Below are 23,469 nucleotides of genomic sequence, written 5' to 3'. Positions count from 1 at the left end.
ACGCTAACCAGTTTTACATTTCCAAATCTAATTCAGCATTTTTTTAAAATTCTATGGAATTTAATAGTAGGCCGCAGTTTTGCTACCAATATTAGAATAATTAGATTTGATTCATGACACGCCTTATTCTGCCTTGCTTAACCTGCCTGTTGTCACTTTCCGCATATGCACAACAACCCGCAGACACTACATTACTTCCTGAAGTTCAGGTCATGGCCTATCCGGGCAAACAATACTCATTCTTACAGGTACCTTCCAGCAGCGCTGTCATTACCGAAAAACAAATATTATTACAACAGGGTACTACACTTATACCCACGCTGAACACCGTTCCGGGCATACGAATGGAAGAACGTTCCCCCGGTAGTTATCGCTTGTCGCTGAGAGGCAGTCTGTTACGCTCGCCCTTCGGTATCAGGAATGTAAAAATCTATATGGATGAAATACCTTTTACTGATGCCGGTGGCAACACGTATTTAAATCTCTCCGATGCCGGCGCCTTCTCGGGGATCGAAGTTCTGAAAGGACCTGATGGCAGCCAGTTCGGAGCCAACTCAGGCGGCGTGGTCCTCCTTCACCCTGCAGGCACACAGCCAGATACCACCCACCTGAAAGCAGATATACAGGGAGGCAGCTATGGTCTCTTCCATGAAGAAGCCGGCTGGCAACAGCAATGGGATAAGTACCGTATTAATATATATGAAGGCGTTCAGCGTTCTGACGGTTACCGCCAGAATAGCGCTCTAAAAAGATATTATATACAAACCGCCCAGCAATGGCAATACAACCCGCATAACAGTCTTAAACTGATTGCATTCTATAGCGATATGGACTATCGCACCCCTGGAGGACTTACCGCCGCACAGGCTGCCGCCAATCCCCGGGCTGCCAGGCCAGCTACCGCTACCCTGCCCGGGGCTATTGAGCAACATGCGGGTATCCGCAATAAAACCGCTTTGGGAGGTTTAGTACACACTGCGCAGTTATCTACACACTGGAAACATGTATTCACCATCTACGGTATTAACACACACTTCGAAAACCCCTTCATTACGAACTTCGAAGCCAGAGATGAAAACACCGCCGGTGCCCGTACTTACATTGCCCTGCAGGATCAACCTATTAACGGCACCAATATACACGTAGACTGGACTACAGGCCTCGAATGGTCACAAACCGGCTCTGACATCGTGAACTATGGCAATAACAAGGGCAGGAGAGACACTGTGCAGGCAGCCAGCAATATCACTGCCGGCCAACATTTCTTTTTCACCAGTCTCTCGCTGCGCCCCGGTACACAATGGATTGTTGAAGCGGCGTTGAGTGCGAACTATTTCAAATATAGATTTGAAGAAGGCAGAAAGAAATTCGATGCAGAGTTGATGCCCCGCTTTAGTATCTCCTATCTTATCCTCCCGGAATGGTCCGTACGTGCCTCCGTAAGCAAAGGATATTCCCCACCTTCCATAGCTGAAGTACGGGCGACGGACAATATTATTAATACCACTTTACAGGCTGAAACAGGCTGGAATTACGAAGCCGGCTTCCGCCTGCAGGGGCAACGTCATCAATACCAGCTGGATGCCTCAGTGTTTTATTATAAACTACAGGATGCCATCGTACGTCAATTGCACGACGATGGTACCGAATACTTCATCAATGCAGGTGGTACCGAACAAAAAGGGATTGAACTGCAAGGCATGGTATGGTTGACAAAGTGGCTGCAATGCAATGGTAGCTATGCTTACAGCCATTTCATATTCAGTGATTACAATGTGGCCGGTAAAGATCTTTCCGGTAATTCCATTACAGGGGTTCCCCGCCATGTGGTCAATGCAGGGTTACTGGCTAATCTGCCGGCGCACCTTTCCTTATATACACAATATACATTCACGGACAAACTACCGCTGGACGATGCGAATACTGCCTACGCTAAACAATATCACCTATTGCAGGGAAAAGTGAGCTGGCAGATGATGAAGAATGTATCGCTCTATGCAGGGGCAGATAATATCCTGAATCAGTTCTATAGCCTGGGCAATGACCTGAATGCGGTAGGGAACCGTTACTTCAATCCGGCTGCCCTCCGCAATTATTATGGGGGATTGAGAATAAACCTCTAAAACGCTTTCATTTAAGTTATACAGATCAGCATCAGCATATTCTTTGAGAAGGAATTATACACGCTGTTCTAAAAAAGAAAGGGGCCGCCTAAAGGCCGCCCCTACACACATTGGATCAAAAAAAACAAAAAAACATAGATTAAACGAGTTGCCTGCTTTTATAATGGACTGCAGGCAAAGTCCTCAGCTTTTCAGCTGCAAATTCTGGCGTAATATCCCGCTGCGGATTAGCCAGCATCTCATATCCAACCATAAATTTCTTCACTGTCGCAGAGCGCAGTAATGGCGGATAAAAATGCATATGCCAGTGCCATTCAGGATGTTCGCTGCCATCATTCACCGGTGCCTGGTGCATACCAGCTGAATATGGGAATGATGTTTCAAATAAGTTATCGTAACGGATGGTCAGTTGTTGCAGTATATCCGCCAATCCGGTTTTTTCATCTTCATTGAATTGCAGCACAGACTGTACATGACGGCGGCTGATGATCATCGCTTCGTAAGGCCATACTGCCCAGAAAGGCACCAGTGCCACGAAGTGTGCATTTTCAGCAATGATCCGCACCTGCGCTTTTACCTCTTTGTCGAGATAGGCAGACAGCAGGCTTTTGCCATGCTTTTCAAAATACAGTTTCTGCTGACGGGTTTCTTTTTCCAGCTCCATCGGTATATTCTCTGATGCCCAGATCTGCCCGTGTGGATGTGGATTACTACAACCCATGATATCTCCTTTATTTTCGAAGATCTGGATGTACTTAATGTAATCTACTGCTTTCAGTGCTTCGTATTCTTTCACCCATAGGTCTACCACCTGGCGGATAGCAGGAACTTCCATTTCAGGAAGTGTGAGGTCATGCCTTGGGCTGAAGCAGATCACACGGCAAAGGCCTCTCTGTGATTGTGCTACCAGCAGACCATCGTCATCCACATCGCCGGATGGCGTGTCAGACAATAATGCGGAGAAATCGTTCGTAAAGGCCACTGGCCCTGTGTACGCTTCATTCTTGCTGCCATCAGCACGTGTATTGGTTGGACACAGATAACAGTCTTCTACATAAGAAGGACGCTGTACCTGCGCAGGCGCTTCTACCTTTCCCTGCCAGGGTCTCTTGGAACGGTGAGGAGAAACGAGTACCCATTCTCCGGTCAGGATATTCAGTCGGGTATGGGGATGAGAAGTTAAATCAAAGGTATTTTCAGACATTGCTCTTAGTGATTTCACTTGACAAGGATATCTGAGCTTGTATCAAAAGTAAAAAAACGCTCTCTGTGAGGACGGTGAATTAAAAGTAATTTGAAGGCATTAAGAATTACATAAACAAAAATTCTCTCTGTCCGGTGCCCGAATAAAATCCGGGCGATTTTACTTTAAATACCCCTTTTTTACTTTTGATACAACTTCAGATGGAAATGGTATTTTAATTATTCACCAGGTTGTTGATAGTACGGCAACCATCTTCGATGCTGGTCACGTATGCTTTCAACGTAGTATTGAATTGTTGTTTGTAGCCGGCAGCTGCTTTTTCCAGCAGGGCTGGTACAGCAGTTTTCTTCACGATGTTGATGGTACAACCACCAAAGCCACCACCCATCATACGTGCACCCAGTACACCATTTTCACCGGCAGCAAATTCCGCCAGCCAGTTCAGTTCGGGGCAGCTTACATTATACAGCTTATCGAGGCCTTCGTGTGTAGCAAATACTTTTTTGCCGAAAGATGTCAGGTCGTCATTCTGCAGATCGATACAGGCATCCTGTAAACGCTTAATTTCTTCCACTACATAACGGCAACGGTTATATACGGTTGCATCTTTACCTTTTACATAGGCATCCAGCATATCCATACTTACATCGCGCAGGCTGTTCACATGCGGATGATGCGCCTTTACCCAGGCTACACCCTGCTCACATTCAGCACGGCGGGTATTGTATTCGGAAGATGCCAGGGAGTGCTTCACCTGTGTATCCAGCAGAACGAGGTTGACATCGTCAAAGTTGAATGGGATGTATTCATATTCAAGGGAGCCACAATCCAGTTTGATCAGCTGTTGTTTTTTACCGAACATGCTGGCAAACTGGTCCATGATGCCACAGCGTACACCTACGAACTGGTTTTCGGCAGCCTGTGACAGGAGCGCCATTTCTTTGCGACCCAGGCCAAGGCTGAACAGTTCATTCAGGCCAAATACGGTAGCACATTCCAGTGCTGCGGAGGATGAGAGGCCGGCGCCCAGGGGAACATTACCGCAAAATGCACATTCAAATCCGCCGATGATATGACCTCCCTGCTGCAATTGCTGCACAACGCCCAGCAGGTAATCAGGCCAATGCTGTTTCGTACGCTCCAGTTTATCCAACGACCCGGTGTAAGTATCATTTACATCCAGTGCATGCATCACAATTTTGTTGTCGTTGCGCTTGATAATGGCGAGGTAGATAGCTTTGTCAATAGCAGCAGGTAATACGAATCCATTGTTGTAATCCGTATGTTCTCCAATGAGATTAATGCGTCCTGCAGCTCTTACCATAATTGGTTCCTGATCAAAATGCTGCTGGCAATAAGCGTTTAGTTTAGCTTGCTCCACGTTCTAATTTTTTAATCAAAGTTATTGATCCTAATTTTTCCCTGTCAGAGATTTGATCACCGTGATCTCTTCTGTGCTGTAAGGTGTTCCATCTGGTCTGAAGATGTCATGGAACCAAACTTTAGGTTCTGCTCCGTCAGGCATAGGTGTATCCCAGGCATAGATAGTGTTGGTCTTTCCGGATACCAGCCCCCAGTTGTAAGCAGCAACATTTTCCTTTTTCAGGAGCGGCATAATGTTCGCAAAGAAGCTGTTACGGGCACGGGCCATGTATTCAGTGCAGATCAGGGGACGACCATACTTGCGCAGGGTGTCTATTACTTCCTGGTGTTCCTTTTCGTCAGCATAGTTGTGATAGGTGATCACATCAGAATTGTTCAGCTGATATTCATTCAGCTTTGTAAGACTTTTATTCCATACACCTGAGCTGATAGGCTGTTCTGTATTGGCTTCTCTGCCCCAGGTGAATACTAATTGTAATAAAGGCAGGCTCTTCTCACCATAGTCAGAGTTGCCTGGTTCGTTGTAAAGATCCCACAGGAGAATGCGTTTATCTTTCCTGAAAGTAGTCATTACATCCAGCACATATTTATGCAGGGTATCGTTCAGCTGTGGAGAACTTTCTCTGCGGATACCGGGGTCCTGCAGCCAGCCCGAATTATGAATACCGGGTTTTGGTGCCGGCTGGGTACCAATAGCATAAGTTTTATTCCAGCAGTCATCAAAGAGTACGAAGATGGTAGAGATACCATAGCGGTCAGCAATGCTGAGGTAAGTATTGACACGGTCCCTGAAACCCTGAGGATCCTGTTCCCATGCAGCATGGTGCAGGAATACACGCATAGAGTTCATACCGATAGAAGCAGCATACCCAAGCTCGCGGCTAATGGTGGCTGTATCAAAAGATGCTGCCTGCCACATTTCCAGCTGGTTGATAGCGGTGCTGGGAATGAAATTGGCACCACGCTGCCAGGGATGTGATTTATACCATTTCTGCGCTTGTTTTTTGGACCACTGTGGTCTTGGCTGAGCTTGTGCAACAACGGCCATCGTCGCAATCAGCAGTGCAGCAAGTAACGAAACTTTTCCTTTCATGCTTTTCAGTTTTGTGGAGCTGTATAGATGTGGGAAATAATAATGAAGGTTATTAAATCTTATTTTCTATAGCCATGGAATTTTTCCTGTTAAAAAATGTGGAATCGCGATATAAAAATATAAGATTTACGTAAACGATTACAATAAATCTTACAAAAGGTGGAAAAAATTATTTAATACATTGTAAATGAATGAATTATTTTTAAGTAATCGTTTACATTTTGAAGGCTGGAAGTAACTTTTTTCCCTTTTCTCGCCCCTCCGCAGTAGCCACCGGCAATTTTACCTCCGCATCGACGATTGCCTGTACACCGGTACCGGGTCCAGCACCACCCTTGACTTTACTAATGTCCCTTCCTCCCCTTCATTAATCAGCTCCATCAGCAACTTAAACGCCTCCTTGCCCATCTGCACCGTCTGCTGATCGATGCTGGATAAACTCGGCGTGATATGCTCATCGAACGATTCATTTGCAAACCCTACCACCCCAAACGCCTCCGGCATGTCGATCTCCCTGTCTTTCAATTCCTTTACTGCTCCCAGCGCCGTAAAATCCTCCACCGCAAATACTGCGTCCGGCGGCTGTGGCAGCCCCAGGAAATGCTGAATCGCCTGCCTGCCCGCCTCAATAGAGACGTTCCCCTGGTAGATGAGGTCCGGTTCTACCGGTATACTATAAGCGGCCAGGGCAGATTTATATCCTTCCAGGCGGTCTTTGAAAATCTTCAGGTGCTGCTGCCCCGTAATGTGGGCAATGCGCTTGTAGCCCTGGCGAATCAGGTGCTCTGTAGCATAATAAGCCCCCCTGAAGTCATCCACCACTACCGAAGGAATATTCAGACTATCATTTGCACGGTCAAAAAAAACCAGGGGTACACCCCGCTCCTTGATCTCGAGATAATGACTAAAGTCTAAGGTCTCTTTAGCAATAGAGGCCAGTATGCCATCTACCCTGGTGCTCAGAAAGGTCTCTATCCCCTTCTGCTCATATTCCGGCTGCTCGTTGGACTGGTAAATCAATACATTGTAGCCATGCTGATTGGCCATGCTTTCGATACCGTGGATCACAGACCCAAAGAAGTTGATCTCCGCGCTCGGAATGATGACCCCAATAATATTGGTTCTGCCGGAACGCAGGGACCAGGCGATCCTGTCCCTCCGGTAGTTCATCCTTTCCGCCGCTTCCTGTACCATTTTACGGGTTTCTTCGCTCGTGCCCTTGCGGTTATTCAACGCCCTGGACACAGTCGCACCCGTCAGGTTCAGCTCCCTGGCAATGTCTGCTATTGTAACTTTGTGGTTCAATAAAAGCTGTGTTTACTACTAAAGTATAAAATGATTATTTAATACAGCAAAAATAATGGAGGACGGTCGTGGATCGTTTTGAATTTAATATAGCCGGTCGCAGACTGGTCAGATTCTCCGGACAGCTGCTGATTTTTTGAAGAAGAAAATGAAATTGATTCACCCCGACAAAAAAGTCCGTATTAAGAAATTCGTTGCATTATATTTATACTAATCTAATCCTTACCAATGCAAGCAGCCAATCAACGCTTTCTGCCACTGGACGTATTCCGTGGTCTTACTATCTGCTTTATGATCATTGTGAACACACCCGGTACCAATGATATATTTGCACCACTTGAACATGCTACCTGGCATGGATTCACTCCCACCGACCTGGTTTTCCCGTCATTCCTCTTCGCCGTGGGCAATGCCATGAGCTTTAGCATGCGCAAGTATTACGAACTGGACAACGCCACCGTACTGGCGAAAATATTCAAAAGAACCCTGCTCATCTTCCTGCTGGGATTCATTATGTACTGGCTCCCTTTTGTTCATCATACTGATGACGGCAGCCTGGCCTTCAACTCCATCAGCAATACCCGCATCATGGGAGTATTGCAGAGAATTGCCCTTTGCTATTGCTTCGCTTCCCTCATGATCCGGTTCCTGCCTCAGAAAGCAGTGTGGATTATCAGCGGATTATTGCTGGTTGGCTACTGGGTCATTATGCGCTTTGCCGGCGATCCTGCTGACCCATATGGTTTCTATACCAATGCCGCCGTTCATTTCGATAAGTTAATTCTTGGTGAAAATCACATGTACCACGACAAAGGGCTCATCTCTGAACCCGAAGGATTACTCAGCACAATACCTGCCATTGTGAATGTCGTGATCGGTTACTATACCGGCCTCTATATCCAGCAACGCAAGCCCAATACGCTAAGTATCCTGATCAGGGTGGGCTGCTTCTTTATCGTACTGGCCACTTTCTGGAACACGGAATTCCCAATTAATAAAAAGTTATGGACCAGTACTTTTGTATTGCTGACCGCTGGATTTGACCTGCTGATCCTAACGCTTCTCTTATATATTATCGATATTAAGGAGAAAACCAGCTGGACCGGGTTCTTCACCACCTTCGGGAAAAACCCCTTATTCCTTTATCTTTTGTCAGAAGTGATGGTTATATTCCTCTTTTTCTTTACTATTGGGAACGAATCAGTATATGCCTGGATCAACAGCCACTTTTTCCAGCCATTAGCCCCGGGCAAAGTAGGCTCTCTCCTCTTTGCTATTACATACATGCTGTTTTGCTGGTGTGTGGGTAAAATTCTGGATAAAAAACGTATATACGTTCGTGTGTAAGAAAGGTGGTATACTATATTGCCTTATCTTAGCTCCTGAAAAACCCAACGTGTCTTGTTTTGCTTTGTTTTGAGAAACTGTTAGTCATGAAATAGTATGGAACTATCGTTAAAGGGAAAAACCGCCCTGATCTGTGGTGCTACCCAGGGAATTGGCTTAGCCACTGCCAAAGAACTAGCCGCTTTAGGAGCTGAATGTATCTTAATGGCCAGGGACAAAGAAGCCCTGAAAGACATTATACCTACGCTTGAAGCAGAACATTTCCAGGAGCATAGTTATCTTGTGGCTGACTTTAAGAACCCGAAAGAAGTGGAAGAAGCAATCAAAACAGTCACTGATAAACAATCTGTTCACATCCTGATCAATAATACAGGAGGCCCTGCGGCTGGTCCCATTGTCGAGGCTGAAGTTCAGGAATTCCTGGATGCTTTCAACCAGCACCTGGTGAATAACCATATACTGGCACAGGCTGTACTGACAGGTATGATCGGTGCTGGCTATGGCCGGATCATCAATGTGATCTCCACCTCCGTAAAAGCTCCACTCAAAAATCTCGGCGTTTCCAATACCATCCGCCTCTCCGTTGCAGCATGGGCTAAGACCATGGCGACAGAACTGGCACAGTATGGAGTGACCGTCAATAACGTTTTACCTGGTTCAACCAATACAAACCGTTTGCGTTCACTGATAAAGACTACTGCCAAAAAACGGAATGTGGAAAAAGATGTGATAGAACAGGAAATGCTGAGTGAAATACCCATGAAACGATTTGGAGATGCAAAAGAAATTGCGGCTGCAATTGCATTTCTGGCTACACCAGCCGCTGGTTATATTACAGGTACAAGTATCCCTGTCGATGGCGGTAAAACTCCTACCTTCTAAGATCTTATAAAGTAAAAGCCCCGGCAAATGTCGGGGCCTGATTCATCACTTTTTACTATTACAAATTGAACAAGTGTGTATCTGATTGTGCAAAAATCTTTTATCTGAAAGCGTAATCAAAAGCGGAAAAGGAATTTTATTTACGCAAAGGGGAAAAACAAAAAAGGGGGGCAGTCTGAGACTACCCCCCTTTTTTTATCATCATTTATCTTACATCGAACCACAGGCGGGTCACCAACTGATCGGCTCCCTGGTGCGCTACGGCTTCTCTATAATTCGCTCCGTTCAGCGCCTGCTCGGCAGATGGATAAGTCAGGCGCAAAGGAATTTTACCATCCAGCACACCTGCATACGCTGGTTTCAATACCGGATAGTCCAGTCTTCTCCATTCTGCAAATCCTTCCAGCCCTTCACCAAACAGTGCCAGCCATTTCTGTTCACCAATACTCTTCCTGTAATTAGCTGCATCATATGCTACTGATGCCTGTGCCAGGTAAGTAGTTGCTGCTGCATCGCTCAGGTTATATTGTTTGAACGAAGCAGTAATTGCCTGCTTATACAGATCTTCCGCATCGCCACTCAGCAACCCTCTCTGTGCCGCCTCAGCCTTGATAAACAATAACTCAGCATAGTTGAAAATCACCCCTGGTGCAGTGGTAGCAGTGAATACCGCACCGACATCTGAAGTCTTGTTGAAGCCCAGTCTGGATGCAGAATCCGTAGGCAGCCCATTCGTGATACCAACGATGGTGTTTGTATCTTTGGGTACTGCACCATATACTGCCAGGCGAGGATCATTGTAAGCACGCAGCAAATCCACCACACTCTTACTGATACGATAGTCACTACGGGTTTCCCTGTTCTTGGCTACCGGGTTCTGGTTTGGAGAAGCCAGGTACACCAGTTGCGCATTCTCGCTATTGGAAGCGATCAGCCCAGTGTTGTCTGCACCAATTTCATCGAACACTGCTTTTGCTGCGTCGAACTCCTGGTCAGCAATTCGCAGTGCAATACGCAGCCTCAGTGAGTTGGCAAATTTTTTCCACTTATTCATATCACCACTATACAATACATCTCCGCCTATTGCATCGCCACTTGTATTGATCAGGCCAGCAGCCGTTTTCAGTTCTGCCAGCAATCCCAGATAGATATCACGCTGGTTATCGTATTTCGGAGTCAGGTATTTTTCAATGTTTGCAGTCTGTGAATAAGGTACATCACCATACAGATCTGTCAGTACCTGGAAGATCCAGCTACGCATGATGATACCGACTGCTTTGTAATTCGGATTGTTCAGCGTATCGCCCAGCTGAATCAGCGTGGTGAAGTCCTCTACACCCTGTGCATAGAAGTTGTTCCAGATAGTCTGGATACTGGTCGCAGCAGGAATGTATTTGTCAGGATCCGTGTACTGGATCTTCGCCCAATATTGTACATACAACAGGCTTGTTTCCATCGAAGCATCGGTGCCCCAGTAAGTATCCACATTCGTTTTGATACCATTGGTGAGCAGGTAATCCGGCTGTGCAGATTCCGCTTCATTCGGATTTTTGTTAACCTTTTCCAGTTCTTTGGAGCAGGATGTGAGCACCAGTGCAATACCAGACACCCACAGTATATATTTGAATAGTTTCATGATCTGAATTTTTGATACTTGAATTAGAAGGATACTTTCAGGTTCACACCGATGCTACGTGTGGTAGGGATCTGCAATGTTTCCAGCCCCTGACCATTACCGGTATTGAAAGCCGTTTCCGGATCAATATTCGGTACCTTTTTATCGATGTAAAACAGGTTACGCCCGGTCACGGTCAGATTCACACCCTGTAAACCCCATTTATGCGCCAGTTCCAGCGGCAGCGCATATCCTATTCTTACCTCTCTCAGCTTGATGAAGCTGGCACTGTATACGCTGCTTTCGTTCAGAGAACTGCTATATACCGCTTTGTAATAACGCTGTGCAGGCAGGATCGCTTCGTTCTTTTTACCATCTGCAGTTACACCATCGAAGATGATACCATCATGATATACTGTTTCACCATTTGGTGCAGCAGCTGTATGATTTTCCAGGCGCACGGCAGCACTCTGCTGGTTATTGTTTGCATAGTAATAAGGAATACCACCATGCTCTTCATCACGACCCGGCATACTTGCAGCCAGTACCCCTGTGTAGATCCCGGTGTAGTTAGTACCAGACCAGATCTGGCCACCCTGGCGGGTATCGATCAGGAAGCCTACAGTAAAGCCTTTGAAAGAGAAGTTATTGTTGATGCTACCTGTCCATTTTGGTGTATAGTAACCCAGCACTTTTTTATCATCAGCTACGATCGGCGCACCACTGGCACTAACCAGTATTTCACCTTTGTCATTACGCTTGTAAGCCTTACCATACAGGGCACCATAGCGTTTGCCTTTGGATGCCAGTACCTGCATGTTGCCGGAGCTACCCAGTACATAATCGTTCAGGAAACCTTCTTTGTCCAGCTCTATTACTTTAGAAATATTCTTAGCGTAATTGATATTCACATCCCAACGGAAACCTGAAGCGGTGGTGATCGGTGTACCGCCCAACATTACTTCCACACCATGGTTGTTGATCTTACCGGCATTCAGAATCTTTTTCAGATCACCGGTAGTAGCACTCACATCTGCCAGCAGGATCTGGTTGTAACTGCTGGAAGAATAGTATGTCACATCAGCATGAATGCGATCTTTCAGGAAACCTGCTTCCACACCGAATTCAGTAGCCTTGGTAATTTCAGGTTTCAGGTCCTTCTTCAGGAATTTATCATTTACAGTCAGCATCGGATAGCTACCGAATGGCTGGCTGAATGGATAAGTATTCACCAGCTGGTAAGGATCGGTATCTTTACCTACCATTGCCCAGCCACCTCTTACTTTCAGGTTGGTCAGCACATTACTCTGAATGTGCAGTGCATCGCTCAGTACCACGCTCGCATTCACAGATGGATAGAAGTAAGAGTTATTGCCTGCAGGCAGTGTGGATGACCAGTCGTTGCGGGCAGTTGCGCTCAAGAAAGCCCAGTTTTTATAAGACAGGGTGGCAGATGCAAAAGCACTGTATACTTTCAGACGGGTAAATACATTTGTAGAGATCACCGGATCACGGGAGTTATTCAGTGTATATACATCTTTCACCGCCAGCTTGGGAGCCTGCTGATAGTTATTTTCATATTGGTTGGTACGGATGTTACCGCCAGCCAGACCATCGATAGTGAAGTCGCTGTTCAATTTCTTCTTTGCATTCAGGGTAAATTCACCATTGGTTTCAGTCACTACGTAGTTATCTTCAGTATAAGAACCGTAAGGCGTACCGTTGGTATAGTAAGCCACTTTGTACTTACGCTTATCGTTGTAAGTATCGGTACCTACGCGGAAGTTGGCAGAGAGCCAGTCGGTGACATCATAGCTCAGGCGTGCATTTCCGAAGAAACGGTTACGTGCCTGACCTACCGTATTTTCATACTGGATCCAGTATGGGTTGCTATAGTAGCTATGGTTCCAGTTGAAGTCTGTACCATCCGCATTTTTATAGTTTCTGAGCAGACGGGTATCTACCTGGCGGCCAAACCAGGTGTACTGCAGGGTCACACTGTTTGCACGTTTGCCATCAATACCAGGCAGGTTGTCAGCACCGGCCTTTACATAGTTAGCATAAGTGCTCAGCGTAAGTTTTGGAGCCAGGTGGAAAGTGGTATTCACAGCAAAGGAGTTGCGGGTGATACCGGTGTTTGGCATGATACCAGTCTGTTTGGTATTATTAAAAGAGAAACGGTAATCTACCTTGTCATTGCTGCCGCTTACAGCAACACCATTGTTCAGGGTATAACCGGTCTGATAGAAATCCTTTACGTTGTCAGGGTGTGCGACGAAAGGCACTGCTACACCATTGGAGAAGAACTGGGGAATCAGGCGGCCGTCCATTTTAGGCCCCCAGCTTTCATCCACACCATCGTTGATGCCACCTCCTTTACCATCTACGTAGGAGAACTGGCCGCTGGAGCCCTGTCCATAGCTGTTCTGGTATTTAGGCAATACCAGAATGTTTTCGAAGGTAGCGCTGCTGTTTACAGTTACACCATAACCTTTCACACCTTTACCTGTTTTGGTTTTGATTACAAGTACACCACCTGCAGCACGGGAACCATAGAGAGCAGCGGCGTTCGGACCTTTCAATACGTTCAGTGATTCAATATCGTCTGAGTTCAGATCCGCAATAGCGTTCGCAAAGTCACGGCCAGTACCTACACCCAGCTGACTATTATCCAATGGAATACCATCTACGATGAATAAAGGTTGGTTGTAACCCGCGATCGAAGTTTCCCCCCTGATCACGATACGGGAAGAGCCCATGCTACCCTGGCTGCTGGTCACGGTCACACCGGCAATCTTACCGGTCAGTGCGTTCACCACGTTTGTCTCGCGCGCTTCCGCAATATCTTTTGATTTAAGTTCCTGCACGGCATAACCCAGGGAACGCTTCTCACGGCTGATGCCGAGTGCGGTAACCACTACTTCCTGGAGTTTGCTTTCATTGTTTTCCAGGGCGAAGTTCAGCGTCCGGCTTGAGCCAACTACCTGCTCAACAGCGGTGTAGCCGATAAAGGAGATGCGGAGGGTATCTTTTGGTGAAACGTTGATGGAATATTTACCATCAGCATCAGTTTGTGTACCATGATGACTGCCTTTTACAGTGACAATAGCCCCTGGAATAGGTGTGGCATCGGTACGGGATGTGACAACCCCTGTAACCCGGTTATCCTGTGCCTGCCCCCATTGAAATGTGAGTAGGAGAGCCAGTATAAGACCGGCGATTCTGCGTAGTTGGTTATACATTGTATCAGATTTCAGGTAATTAATGCCCATGGCAATGCCTGGCCGGTTTTGGACCAGCAGTTGACATGACTCACAATTGCGTTGACTAAATAATGACGAGTAGGAAAAATTGCTACTACTTATACAGACATTAAGCGACGATTGTTAAATACAGGGGCAAAATTAAGGAGGATTTTATTAACCTACAAGTCTTATAGACTAAGTTGTTAAGATTTTTGTAAAATTCATCACTTTAGTAGTATAAATTTTATTCGCTTTTGAGGAAACCGGCTGATTCTAAGAGCCTTTTGATAGTGGGGTTATTACTATAATTACTAATAGGAGTCTTCAATTCTTTAGTGACCAGGCTCAGTTTGCTATACTTTTCTCCAAATGCGCTTGCAAAGGCATTGCCATAAATCAGGTTCATAAAACCGTGATAGGGTTCAAAATGCCCATATCCCCTATCCTGCCAGAATTTATCCATCCTTTCATTGAAGACCTGCAGGGCGGCGCCGAATTCCTGTTCAGTTATTTTGGATACAGGACCTTTGCGGCGCTCGGCATCGATGACTTCTTTTTTGAACAGGGTAATATAAAAATCAGCGCCTTTATCCTTTGCAATAGCATCCAGGGCTTCATTCAGTCCTTTATAGCCGTCTTCTATTCCATCGGCACAATACATCAGTACAGAATCGCCTGAGGGGCTTTTCTGCAGGGTGGTCACGAAATATAAACCATCGAAGGACTGGAAGATCAGGTAGCTGCGGTTATTTTTCTCTACTTTTTTCAGGATTTGCAGGTGTTCGGCCTTCATCTCATTGGATTTCCGGCCGCTGATACCTCCTTGTTTAGTGGCGGGGTCAGTACGGTCCAGCACCATTTCATCACTGCTGATGGTCACATGGACCGCAGGCGTGATGCCTGTGCTCCATGTATACCAATCACCTTTCTGGGCCATAGTGGCCGATATAAAGAAAAATAAACAGAGACAGCTACTGATTATCTTTTTCATGGTTTATTACTCACTTTTTTGCATGAGATTATAGAGAATCTTCTTCTCTCCTTCATCCAGTTTTATGCCGGTTGTAGAATCTGCCGGTATAAAGTGCCTTTTAAAGGCAATAATTGCGGCGCTGGTATCTCTTACATCATAGCCAAAGAGGCGCAATGCCTGTTTGATATTAAAATCCGCCGGCAGGCTCACATTAGTGGTATCATACCAGAGCCCAAAACCTTTTTCCGCCAGTTGCTGCCAGGGAAAATAGCGGTTGGGATCGTTTTTCCGGGTAGGGGCAATGTCGCCATGGCCGATAAAGTTAGCCGCGGGAATATTGTAACGGTGCTTCAGGGTATCCAGTAAGACCATGAGGCTATTAATCTGCTGTGGCTGAAAGGGTACATATCCATTATTATCCAGTTCAATTCCGATAGAACAGGAGTTCATATCTGTCACATTTCCCCATTTGGACAGGCCGGCATGCCATGCCCGGAGGTAGTCGTTGAGCATTTGTACCACGGTACCGTCTTTACAGATCACATAGTGGGCGCTTACACTGGTGCGGGTCAGGGTAAAGGTCCGGAAGGTACTGTCGCAGGTGCCCTGGGCAGTATGGTGAATGATTACGTAATTGGGCTTACGCATGTTGAAGTTGGTGGTGCCAATCCATTGTCCTGCAGGTTCTGCACGCAGGGTGCGGGCGTAAGATTTGGCCTGCTTGCGGTAAACCTTGTTGGTCGTACCGTATGGAGAATGTGCACAGCTGAATAAGATAGCCGGTAGGGCTAAGCAGAGTAATAGTCTGACCTGTTTCATAGCTAACAAACATACAATTTAAATACCACGTTCCTCCATCCTTTCACCTTCCTCCTATCATCCCGTTTTCAATTCCAATAGGTCACCAAAAGCTCACTATAAGGTCACCAAAAGGTCACTTCAATATCCCTGGGATAATGAGGTGACCTTATAGTGACCTTTTGGTGATAGGTTAGTATTAAAGAAGCACTATAGATAGATAATAAAAAAGCCCCCTCTTTCGAGGGGGCTCCTATCTGTAATGATATTATATTATCTTATTTAACCTCCTGGGTCATGGAATAAGGCACATCTTTATCAGAGATACCTCTGCTCTTATTAGGTGTAGCATCCATATCGAAGTTAATAGTTGCTCCCTTCATCAGCGTATTGTAATCCAGCCAGTTGTTAGTCAGGTTCTCACCATTGAAGGTAGCAGATCTGATATAACGGTTTTCATCGCTGTTTCTTGGTGCATTGATCACGATCTCTTTACCATTTTCCAGCTGCACGGTCGCTTTCTTAAACAGCGGTGCACCCACTACGTACTGTGGCGCTCCGGGTGTAACCGGGTAGAAGCCCAGTGCACTGAATACATACCAGGCAGAAGTCTGGCCATTGTCCTCATCACCGCAGTAACCATCAGGTGTAGCAGAGTACAGGCGGTTCATTACCTCTCTGAGCCAGTATTGAGATTTCCATGGTGTACCTGCATAGTTGTACAGGTAGATCATGTGCTGAATCGGCTGGTTACCGTGTGCATACTGACCAAAGTTCATGATCTGCATTTCGCGGATTTCATGGATGGTGGTACCATAGTAGCTATCATCGAAAACCGGAGGCATTGTGAATACGGAATCCAGCATCTGTACGAAGGTTTCTTTACCCCCCATCAGGTTGATCAGCCCCTGTACGTCGTGGAATACTGACCAGCTATAGTGCCAGCTGTTACCTTCGGTGAATGCATCTCCCCATTTGGTAGGGTTGAAAGGAGTCTGGAATTTACCGTTCTCATTTTTACCGCGCATTAATTTGCTTTCAGCATCATATACATTGCGGTAATTGCGCGCCTGTTTAGCAAAACGCTCGATTTCCGCCTTTGGACGGTTCAGGGCAATTGCCAGTTTCCAGATAGTCCAGTCATCATAGCAGTACTCCAGTGTACGGGCAGTGTTCTCATTGATTTTCACATCATAAGGCACATAACCCAGTTTATTGTAGTATTTCACCCCTTTACGGCCTACTGATTCCAGCGGACCTTCGTTGTTGGAGTTCTTAATGATTGCTTCGTAAGCAGTATTGATGTCGAAACCTCTTACGCCTTTCAGGTAAGCATCTGCAATGAGGGAAGCAGAGTTGGAACCGATCATACAATCGCGGTGACCAGGGCTCGCCCATTCAGGCAACCAGCCACTTTCTTTGTAAGCGTTCACCATACCTTCCATGATGTGGGAGTTCATAGAAGGGTACATCAGGTTGAAGAACGGGAACTGGGCACGGAAAGTATCCCAGAAACCATTGTCGGTGAACATATAGCCTGGCAATACCTGGCCATTGTAAGGGCTATAGTGTACTACAGCACCTTTCGCATCGTATTCGTAGAACTTACGGGGGAACAGCATAGAGCGGTACAGGCAGGAATAGAAGGTACGGGTCTGGTCAGATGTACCACCTTCTACCTTGATACGGTTCATTTCTGTGTTCCATGCAGCCTTCGCCTTGTCCCTGATAGCTTCGAACGTGCTGCTGCCGATTTCCTGGTTCAGGTTCAATACCGCCTGCTCAGGACTGATGAAGGAAGAAGCCACTTTCACGTTTACCTTCTCACCTTTTACAGTAGAGAAACCAATTACGGCACCTACATGGTTCTCCTTTGCTTCTTCAACCCCCTTGGTCAGTTCGCCATTTTTGAAGGTAGCGACATAGGTAAATGGCTTGTCGAAGGTGAGCACGAAATAGTTCTTGAAATTAGCTGGTACCCCGCCACTGTTCTTAGTGGTATAACCAACGATCTTACGTTCTGCAGGCAATACCTTGATGTAAGAACCCTTGTCCAGCGCATCGATCACTACGAAAGCACTGTCTTCCTTACCATAGGTAAAACGGATCGCAGCTGCTCTCTCAGTCGGAGTGATTTCTGTGGTCACGTTGTGATCCGCCAGGTATACACTATAATAATATGGCTTGGCTACTTCCGCTTTGTGCGAGAACCAGCTGGCTCTGTCATCTTCTTTGAATTTTACGGATTTTGTCACCGGCATGATGGCAAACTGGCCGTAATCATTGATCCATGGGCTGGGCTGGTGGGTTTGTTTGAAACCACGCAGTTTGTCCGAATGATAGGTATACGCCCATCCATCGCCCATTTTGCCGGTCTGCGGCATCCAGAAATTCATACCCCATGGGCAGGCAATAGCCGGGTAAGTATTACCCGTAGACAAGGAACCCTTAGAATCGGTTCCCATAAGTGGATTGACCCATTCCACCGGGTCGGAGACGCTGTTCACAGTCTGGGCCTTTGCAAAACAGGATGCCAGCAAAAGGGCCGGAATGATGAGTTTTTTCATGTTGAGAGTGTCTGGAATTTTAGCATGATAAAGGACGTAAAAATAAGTTTTCGCGGCTTAAAATACAGTTTATTTTATAAATGGAAGAATAGCTGTACTGGCGAGCGGAGATAGGCTAAATTGTTTTAGCTATAATATGCTATACAGGGAGGTGTTTCATTTTAGAAATTAAGAAAGCCGGGGGTTCGGGTTGCCGGAATATTAACTTTTCCTTAAAACTAAACTTTAAACCAACCCCGCAGTCCAATACAATCGTATTGTATAAGTATCAGTTGATTTGAAAATCCATCCTTCTCATGAATAAAAGATTTACGCTGGCTATCTTGATCGCAGGATCAATGTGTGCAGGATTCTTTTCTGCCTGTAAAAAAGAAAGCAAAGCCGGTGGTACTACTACCACTACCACATCAGGCACCGCCACCTCAGACGAGGACTCCCTAAAATACCTGATGTACAATACTATGCAGGTGAGTTATGTGGATGGCGGCAGAAGCACGACCACCAGTCTGCCTACCTACTACTGGTATTCCAATGTACCTACCCTGAACCCGCTGAGCAGCACCTATGCCAATGCGGACTCCCTGCTGGAAAGGATGAAGGAATATGCTGTAGGCACAGGCTCTACCGTACTGGACAGGTATAGCTTTTTGGACAGAACGGGGTCTTTATCCTCCTCCCTCCAGGATGGGGTATCCGGTTCACTGAAAAAAGTGGCTGCTACTTCAGGCGATTACGGGATGGAAGTCACCTACGTATATGCTGATGCCAGCATGTCGACCACTTACCTGTATGTGCTTTATGTGGATAAGAATTCCCCTGCAGGTCAGGCCGGATTGCAGAGAGGCGACAGGATCACGGCAATCAATGGAGATACCAATATCTCTTATGACGGAACTTCGGGCAGCAATTATACCAAGGTGATTAATGCCCTGTACAATTCCACTTCAGTGACCCTGAAAGTGAATAAGGTAGGTACATCATCCACCACTGCTACTTATTCCCTGGCGACTACTACTTATAATATTAACCCGGTATTGTTTGATACGACTTACACGATCAATGGGGCTAAGGTGGGATATTTTGTATTCTATACTTTCACCAGTACCTATACCAGTAAAGGGGTGGCTTCCAATACCAAGACCGTGTTGGATGCCCTGTTTTCCAGGTTTAAGTCAGAGGGTATCACGAACCTGATCGTGGACCTTCGTTACAATGGTGGCGGATCTGTAACCACTGCGGAATACCTGGATAGTGCGATTGCACCGGCCAGCGCTGCGGGTAAGACCATGTATTATTACCTGTACAATGATAAGCTGACGGCGAACCTGGACCAGGTAGGACTGGAAGCGAGTGTGAATTTCCCCGCTAGTATGGGGGGACTTGCACTGGATAATGTGTTTTTTATCACCTCAGGCAATACAGCATCTGCAAGTGAGATGACGCTGAATAACCTGAAACCATATATGAATGTACAGCTGGTAGGTACCACGACTTATGGCAAGCCTTGTGGATTTATTACATTCACACTGTCCGACCATGATAGCACAGGTAAGGAGCAGTACCTGGCGGATCTGTATGCGATTAACTTCGCTACGGAGAATGCGAATCACACCGGCGGGTACTATTCAGGAATTTCTCCGACTGATTCTGCGGCGGATTATATCGATGCGCCATGGGGTAGTTTAACACAGGATGAGAACCTGTATAATATTAAGTATTACCTGACGAATGGCAGCTACCCTGCCAATACAGGTGGCAGACTGGCTGCGGGTAGTAATTCAGGCGTGCTGAGGGTGTCTAAGGCACCGCTGAATACAAAGAAATTTAGTGGTATGGTGGATTACAGGTTAGGGAAGAAGTTGAAATAGTTTAAAGGGCCGGCTTAAAGCCGGCCTTTTTTATCTGTGCTGGTCGTAGAAATTGGGTGGGATGGACTGCTGCAACCCATTGATTTCTTCGGGTGTCAGTACGGCGGACTTAAATACTCCTGCCGCTTCTTCCAGCTGATTCTGGGTTCTGATGCCGACTACTGCCGCAGCAATTGCCGGCTGGTGCAGTACAAAGCGCAGGGCTGTCTGGGCCAGTGTATGCTCCTTCCCTGAGATGTTCGCTACTGCCAGTGCTGCTTTGGCCACAGCTGCCGCATCGTAGTTCAAGTAAGGCTCCGGGTGCTTGCCGGCCAGCAGTCCTTTGGCGACTCCTCCCCTGGCTAAGACCCCGATATTATTTGATTTTAATAATTCCAGGCAGCTTTCCTCAGGTCTGCGGTCCAGCAGACTATATTGCATCATTACACTCACAATATTGGAGCGTTTAATGTATTCCCTGATCACATTCGGGCGAATGGAAGAAATACCATAATAACGGATCTTCCCCTCCTGCTGCAACTGTTCAAAAGCAGCAATGGTCTCATCAATAGGATCTTCCATCATACCCCCGTGCAGCTGGTACAGGTCAATGTAGTCAGTATCCAGGCGGCGCAGGCTCTCCTCTACTGAACCGAGAATATATGTTTTGGAAGGATTCCAATCCCAGCCGCTTTTATCAGCTCTCCACTGGTTACCCACCTTGGTGGCAATCACGGCCTTATCCCGTTTACCTTTTAGTGCCCGTCCCAATTGTACTTCATTGTCGCCGTGATTATAGAGATCCGCCGTGTCAAAGAAGTTAATCCCTTTTTCCAGCGCGCGATGCACCAGGAATGTGTTCTCTAAGGTGTTCTCTCCCAGCGACATGCATCCAAAAGCGATTTCGCTGATCTGAAGGTCCGATTTACCCAGGGTGTTGTATTTCATAGTACTAATTTAACTGCGCCTGCAAAAAAATAGCACCATTATTAAAAAAATTTCTACATTTTGCATACAGATCCTCGGATTGTCATTCTGTCACTATGGAACAAGTCCTCATTGGCAAGTGTGTTTATATCATCAATACAGGAAAAAACCTTTACAAGATTGGGAAAACCCATGACCTGCAAAAAAGGCTTTCTTCCTATCATACTCACCTGCCTGTAATGTTCCGGGTGATCCGCCAGTACCCTGCTGCGAATATGGATGACCTTGAAGAATGCCTCCATGTCATTTTTCAGCACAAAAGAGTAAAAGGTGAATGGTTTGAACTCCAGGCCTCCGACCTTATCATTTGTGACAATATAGCCCGCAATTACGCACTCAGCCGTATACATAAGCAAGCCAGGCAATATGGACAGATCCGCTTCAGTGATGATCCCTTATTGCAGGTTATGGAAGCTAACGAAAAATACCTGCAGGACTACAGTCGTGTGGCGCAGGACATTGAGCTTGGCCTGAGTACGGATGAAGTATTTGAACTCCACGAAGGCGCAGTACCTAAAGCAGTGATAGAAACTGTACGCCGCTTACTGAAATATCGTACCCCAAACTCCGCATTTTTGAGCAAATGGCTGCCGGTTGTGAACGAACTGAGCAATGGTAGCACGGAAATTGCTATACTTAATAAGTACAAGGGACAAATAAGCCGCAACACGATCCAGATGATCAAAAGGATCCTCCGCAATCAACTGTTTTAATGCCATTTTAAGCGGGATTTAAGCCCTGTAAATTTACCTTCACATAAAATGTTAAAGCGGTTTTTAACGTTAAACTTACAGCATCCAAATCGATCTAATATATAAATTCAGGCAAAATGAAGACTAGAGTATATATGTTGCTCACCCTTATAGCCCTGGTAAGCGTTGCAACAATGGATAGTGCTTATGCACAAAGAGGACACTGGGGTGGCGGAGGCCGTGTAATAGTGGGTGGTGGTAGTCGTGTGGCAGTTGGTTTTAGTGGTGGTAGCAGAATTGGGATAGGCATTGGTGCCAGCATCGCAGGCCCTCGCATTTATGCGGGTGGTTATTACCGCTCTCCTTATCATTATTATCCCCGTCCATATTATCGCCCATACCGCTATTATGGTATGCCAATTGGTTTCGTGGTGAATGTACTGCCTTATGGATTCCTTTCTTTTAATACGGCATGGGGACCTTACTATTACGCTGATGGATACTTCTATCAGCCGTATGTAAGTGAAGGCACACAGCGTGAACAATACCAGGTAGTAGACCCTCCAATGGGTGTGGTAATACCAAGTTTACCCAGTGGGGTAAATACCGTGGTGATTGACGGGAATACTTACTACGAAAAAAACGGTACTTACTACCAGGAAATCCTACAGGATAAACAAGTAAAATATGTGGTAGTAGGTAAGAACGGACAACTGGATACAGGCAAAGCTCAGGAAGAACAACCAGCACCTGCACCAGAGCCGGAAGTGCTTGAACAACTACCAAATGGTAGCAGAGGAGTTGAGATTAATGGTCAACAATTATACGTGTCTCCGGATGGTATGTATTACCAGGAAGTCACTAACACAGACAATTCCAGAGGATATAAGCTTGTTGGAAAAATGTCTGCAGATAACTAAGTATCTGTTTACGATTCAGTGCAGGTGGCATGGGTTTCCGTGCCACCTGTTGTTTTAGTAAGACGCCGTTCTCTACTCATATTAGTACCATTTTTAAATATTAATTTCCTGTTACGCCCCCCAACTTCATCGCTAAGCCCTATATTTTTTTCAAGGAAAATTCATTAGCTTTAACATTAACATCAAGGGTGTTCCTGTGACACTTAACCATGGATACATCTCAAATAACCAGATCATCTATTTTATATCTTTAAAGTCTATGAAAACCACAACCCGTTCACAGTGCGAAACCCGGCAGGAGTATAAAAAATCAACAGTGCTGTTGCATCAGTTTATCTTCGAACGTCAGCTCTATTAAGCCTCGTATCAGGATAACCATTACCGGAATCGCTTTTTATTTTCATCAGGAATCGTCATACTAAAAGCTGCGAGAATAGATCTCTCACAGCCATTTAACTTTCTGTAGCAAGAGAACTTTGTTCATGTGA

General features: G+C 46.0%; 16 protein-coding genes. 6 read left to right on the top strand and 10 right to left on the bottom strand.

The window, feature by feature from the left end; translation table 11 throughout:
* Positions 1-113: 113 nt before the first annotated feature.
* A complete protein-coding gene (locus DXN04_RS00185) occupies positions 114-2,123 on the top strand; it encodes a TonB-dependent receptor (RefSeq protein WP_116851321.1) in 2,010 nt (669 codons plus the stop codon).
* A gap of 139 nt (positions 2,124-2,262) precedes the next feature.
* Here the strand turns inward: DXN04_RS00185 and DXN04_RS00180 are convergent, their stop codons facing one another.
* The 4 genes from DXN04_RS00180 to DXN04_RS00165 form a co-directional block, all read right to left on the bottom strand.
* The gene (locus DXN04_RS00180; protein WP_116851320.1) at positions 2,263-3,327 is read right to left on the bottom strand and encodes a UDP-glucose--hexose-1-phosphate uridylyltransferase; all 1,065 of its coding nucleotides are present in this window, start codon (positions 3,325-3,327) and stop codon (positions 2,263-2,265) included.
* A gap of 214 nt (positions 3,328-3,541) precedes the next feature.
* Entirely contained in the window at positions 3,542-4,708 is a 1,167-nt protein-coding gene (galK, locus tag DXN04_RS00175; protein ID WP_116851319.1) for a galactokinase, read from the bottom strand.
* Positions 4,709-4,738: 30 nt separating this feature from the next.
* Positions 4,739-5,803, bottom strand: a complete 1,065-nt coding sequence (locus tag DXN04_RS00170; protein ID WP_116851318.1) for a cellulase family glycosylhydrolase — start codon at positions 5,801-5,803, stop codon at positions 4,739-4,741.
* A gap of 282 nt (positions 5,804-6,085) precedes the next feature.
* Positions 6,086-7,108 carry a LacI family DNA-binding transcriptional regulator gene (locus DXN04_RS00165; protein WP_116851317.1) on the bottom strand — a complete coding sequence of 341 codons (1,023 nt, stop codon included), beginning with the start codon at positions 7,106-7,108 and terminating at the stop codon, positions 6,086-6,088.
* Between the two features lie 228 nt (positions 7,109-7,336).
* Here DXN04_RS00165 and DXN04_RS00160 point away from each other — a divergent pair, with 228 nt between their 5' ends.
* Both DXN04_RS00160 and DXN04_RS00155 read left to right on the top strand, forming a co-directional pair.
* The gene (locus DXN04_RS00160) at positions 7,337-8,455 is read left to right on the top strand and encodes an acyltransferase family protein (protein ID WP_116851316.1); all 1,119 of its coding nucleotides are present in this window, start codon (positions 7,337-7,339) and stop codon (positions 8,453-8,455) included.
* A gap of 96 nt (positions 8,456-8,551) precedes the next feature.
* Entirely contained in the window at positions 8,552-9,337 is a 786-nt protein-coding gene (locus DXN04_RS00155; protein WP_116851315.1) for an SDR family oxidoreductase, read from the top strand.
* Positions 9,338-9,542: 205 nt separating this feature from the next.
* Here the strand turns inward: DXN04_RS00155 and DXN04_RS00150 are convergent, their stop codons facing one another.
* The 5 genes from DXN04_RS00150 to DXN04_RS00130 all read right to left on the bottom strand — a co-directional run bounded on the left by DXN04_RS00150 (position 9,543) and on the right by DXN04_RS00130 (position 18,535).
* On the bottom strand, positions 9,543-10,973 hold the full coding sequence (locus DXN04_RS00150) for a SusD/RagB family nutrient-binding outer membrane lipoprotein (RefSeq protein WP_116851314.1): 1,431 nt from the start codon (positions 10,971-10,973) through the stop codon (positions 9,543-9,545).
* A 23-nt stretch (positions 10,974-10,996) separates the two neighbouring features.
* Positions 10,997-14,194 (bottom strand): SusC/RagA family TonB-linked outer membrane protein, encoded by a 3,198-nt coding sequence (locus DXN04_RS00145; RefSeq protein WP_116852377.1) that lies wholly within the window; start codon positions 14,192-14,194, stop codon positions 10,997-10,999.
* Positions 14,195-14,441: 247 nt separating this feature from the next.
* The gene (locus tag DXN04_RS00140; RefSeq protein ID WP_147319800.1) at positions 14,442-15,188 is read right to left on the bottom strand and encodes a hypothetical protein; all 747 of its coding nucleotides are present in this window, start codon (positions 15,186-15,188) and stop codon (positions 14,442-14,444) included.
* Between the two features lie 6 nt (positions 15,189-15,194).
* Entirely contained in the window at positions 15,195-15,989 is a 795-nt protein-coding gene (locus tag DXN04_RS00135) for an N-acetylmuramoyl-L-alanine amidase (protein ID WP_116851312.1), read from the bottom strand.
* A gap of 257 nt (positions 15,990-16,246) precedes the next feature.
* Positions 16,247-18,535, bottom strand: coding sequence for a GH92 family glycosyl hydrolase (locus DXN04_RS00130; protein WP_116851311.1), 2,289 nt, complete (start codon positions 18,533-18,535; stop codon positions 16,247-16,249).
* Between the two features lie 296 nt (positions 18,536-18,831).
* On the opposite strand from DXN04_RS00130, the gene DXN04_RS00125 reads away from it, so the two are divergent.
* Positions 18,832-20,403 carry a S41 family peptidase gene (locus DXN04_RS00125; protein WP_116851310.1) on the top strand — a complete coding sequence of 524 codons (1,572 nt, stop codon included), beginning with the start codon at positions 18,832-18,834 and terminating at the stop codon, positions 20,401-20,403.
* Between the two features lie 30 nt (positions 20,404-20,433).
* Here the strand turns inward: DXN04_RS00125 and DXN04_RS00120 are convergent, their stop codons facing one another.
* Positions 20,434-21,330: an aldo/keto reductase gene (locus DXN04_RS00120; RefSeq protein WP_116851309.1), complete on the bottom strand. Its 897-nt coding sequence runs from the start codon at positions 21,328-21,330 to the stop codon at positions 20,434-20,436.
* A 95-nt stretch (positions 21,331-21,425) separates the two neighbouring features.
* Here DXN04_RS00120 and DXN04_RS00115 point away from each other — a divergent pair, with 95 nt between their 5' ends.
* Positions 21,426-22,082, top strand: a complete 657-nt coding sequence (locus DXN04_RS00115) for a GIY-YIG nuclease family protein (RefSeq protein ID WP_116851308.1) — start codon at positions 21,426-21,428, stop codon at positions 22,080-22,082.
* 116 nt (positions 22,083-22,198) lie between these two features.
* Positions 22,199-22,981, top strand: coding sequence for a DUF6515 family protein (locus DXN04_RS00110; RefSeq protein ID WP_147319799.1), 783 nt, complete (start codon positions 22,199-22,201; stop codon positions 22,979-22,981).
* Positions 22,982-23,469: the final 488 nt, after the last annotated feature.

The organism is Chitinophaga silvisoli (genome assembly GCF_003412465.1).
GTDB lineage: Bacteria > Bacteroidota > Bacteroidia > Chitinophagales > Chitinophagaceae > Chitinophaga > Chitinophaga silvisoli.
The sequence above is the reverse complement of the archived record's forward strand: the minus strand, read 5'-3'. Positions and strand labels throughout refer to the sequence as shown.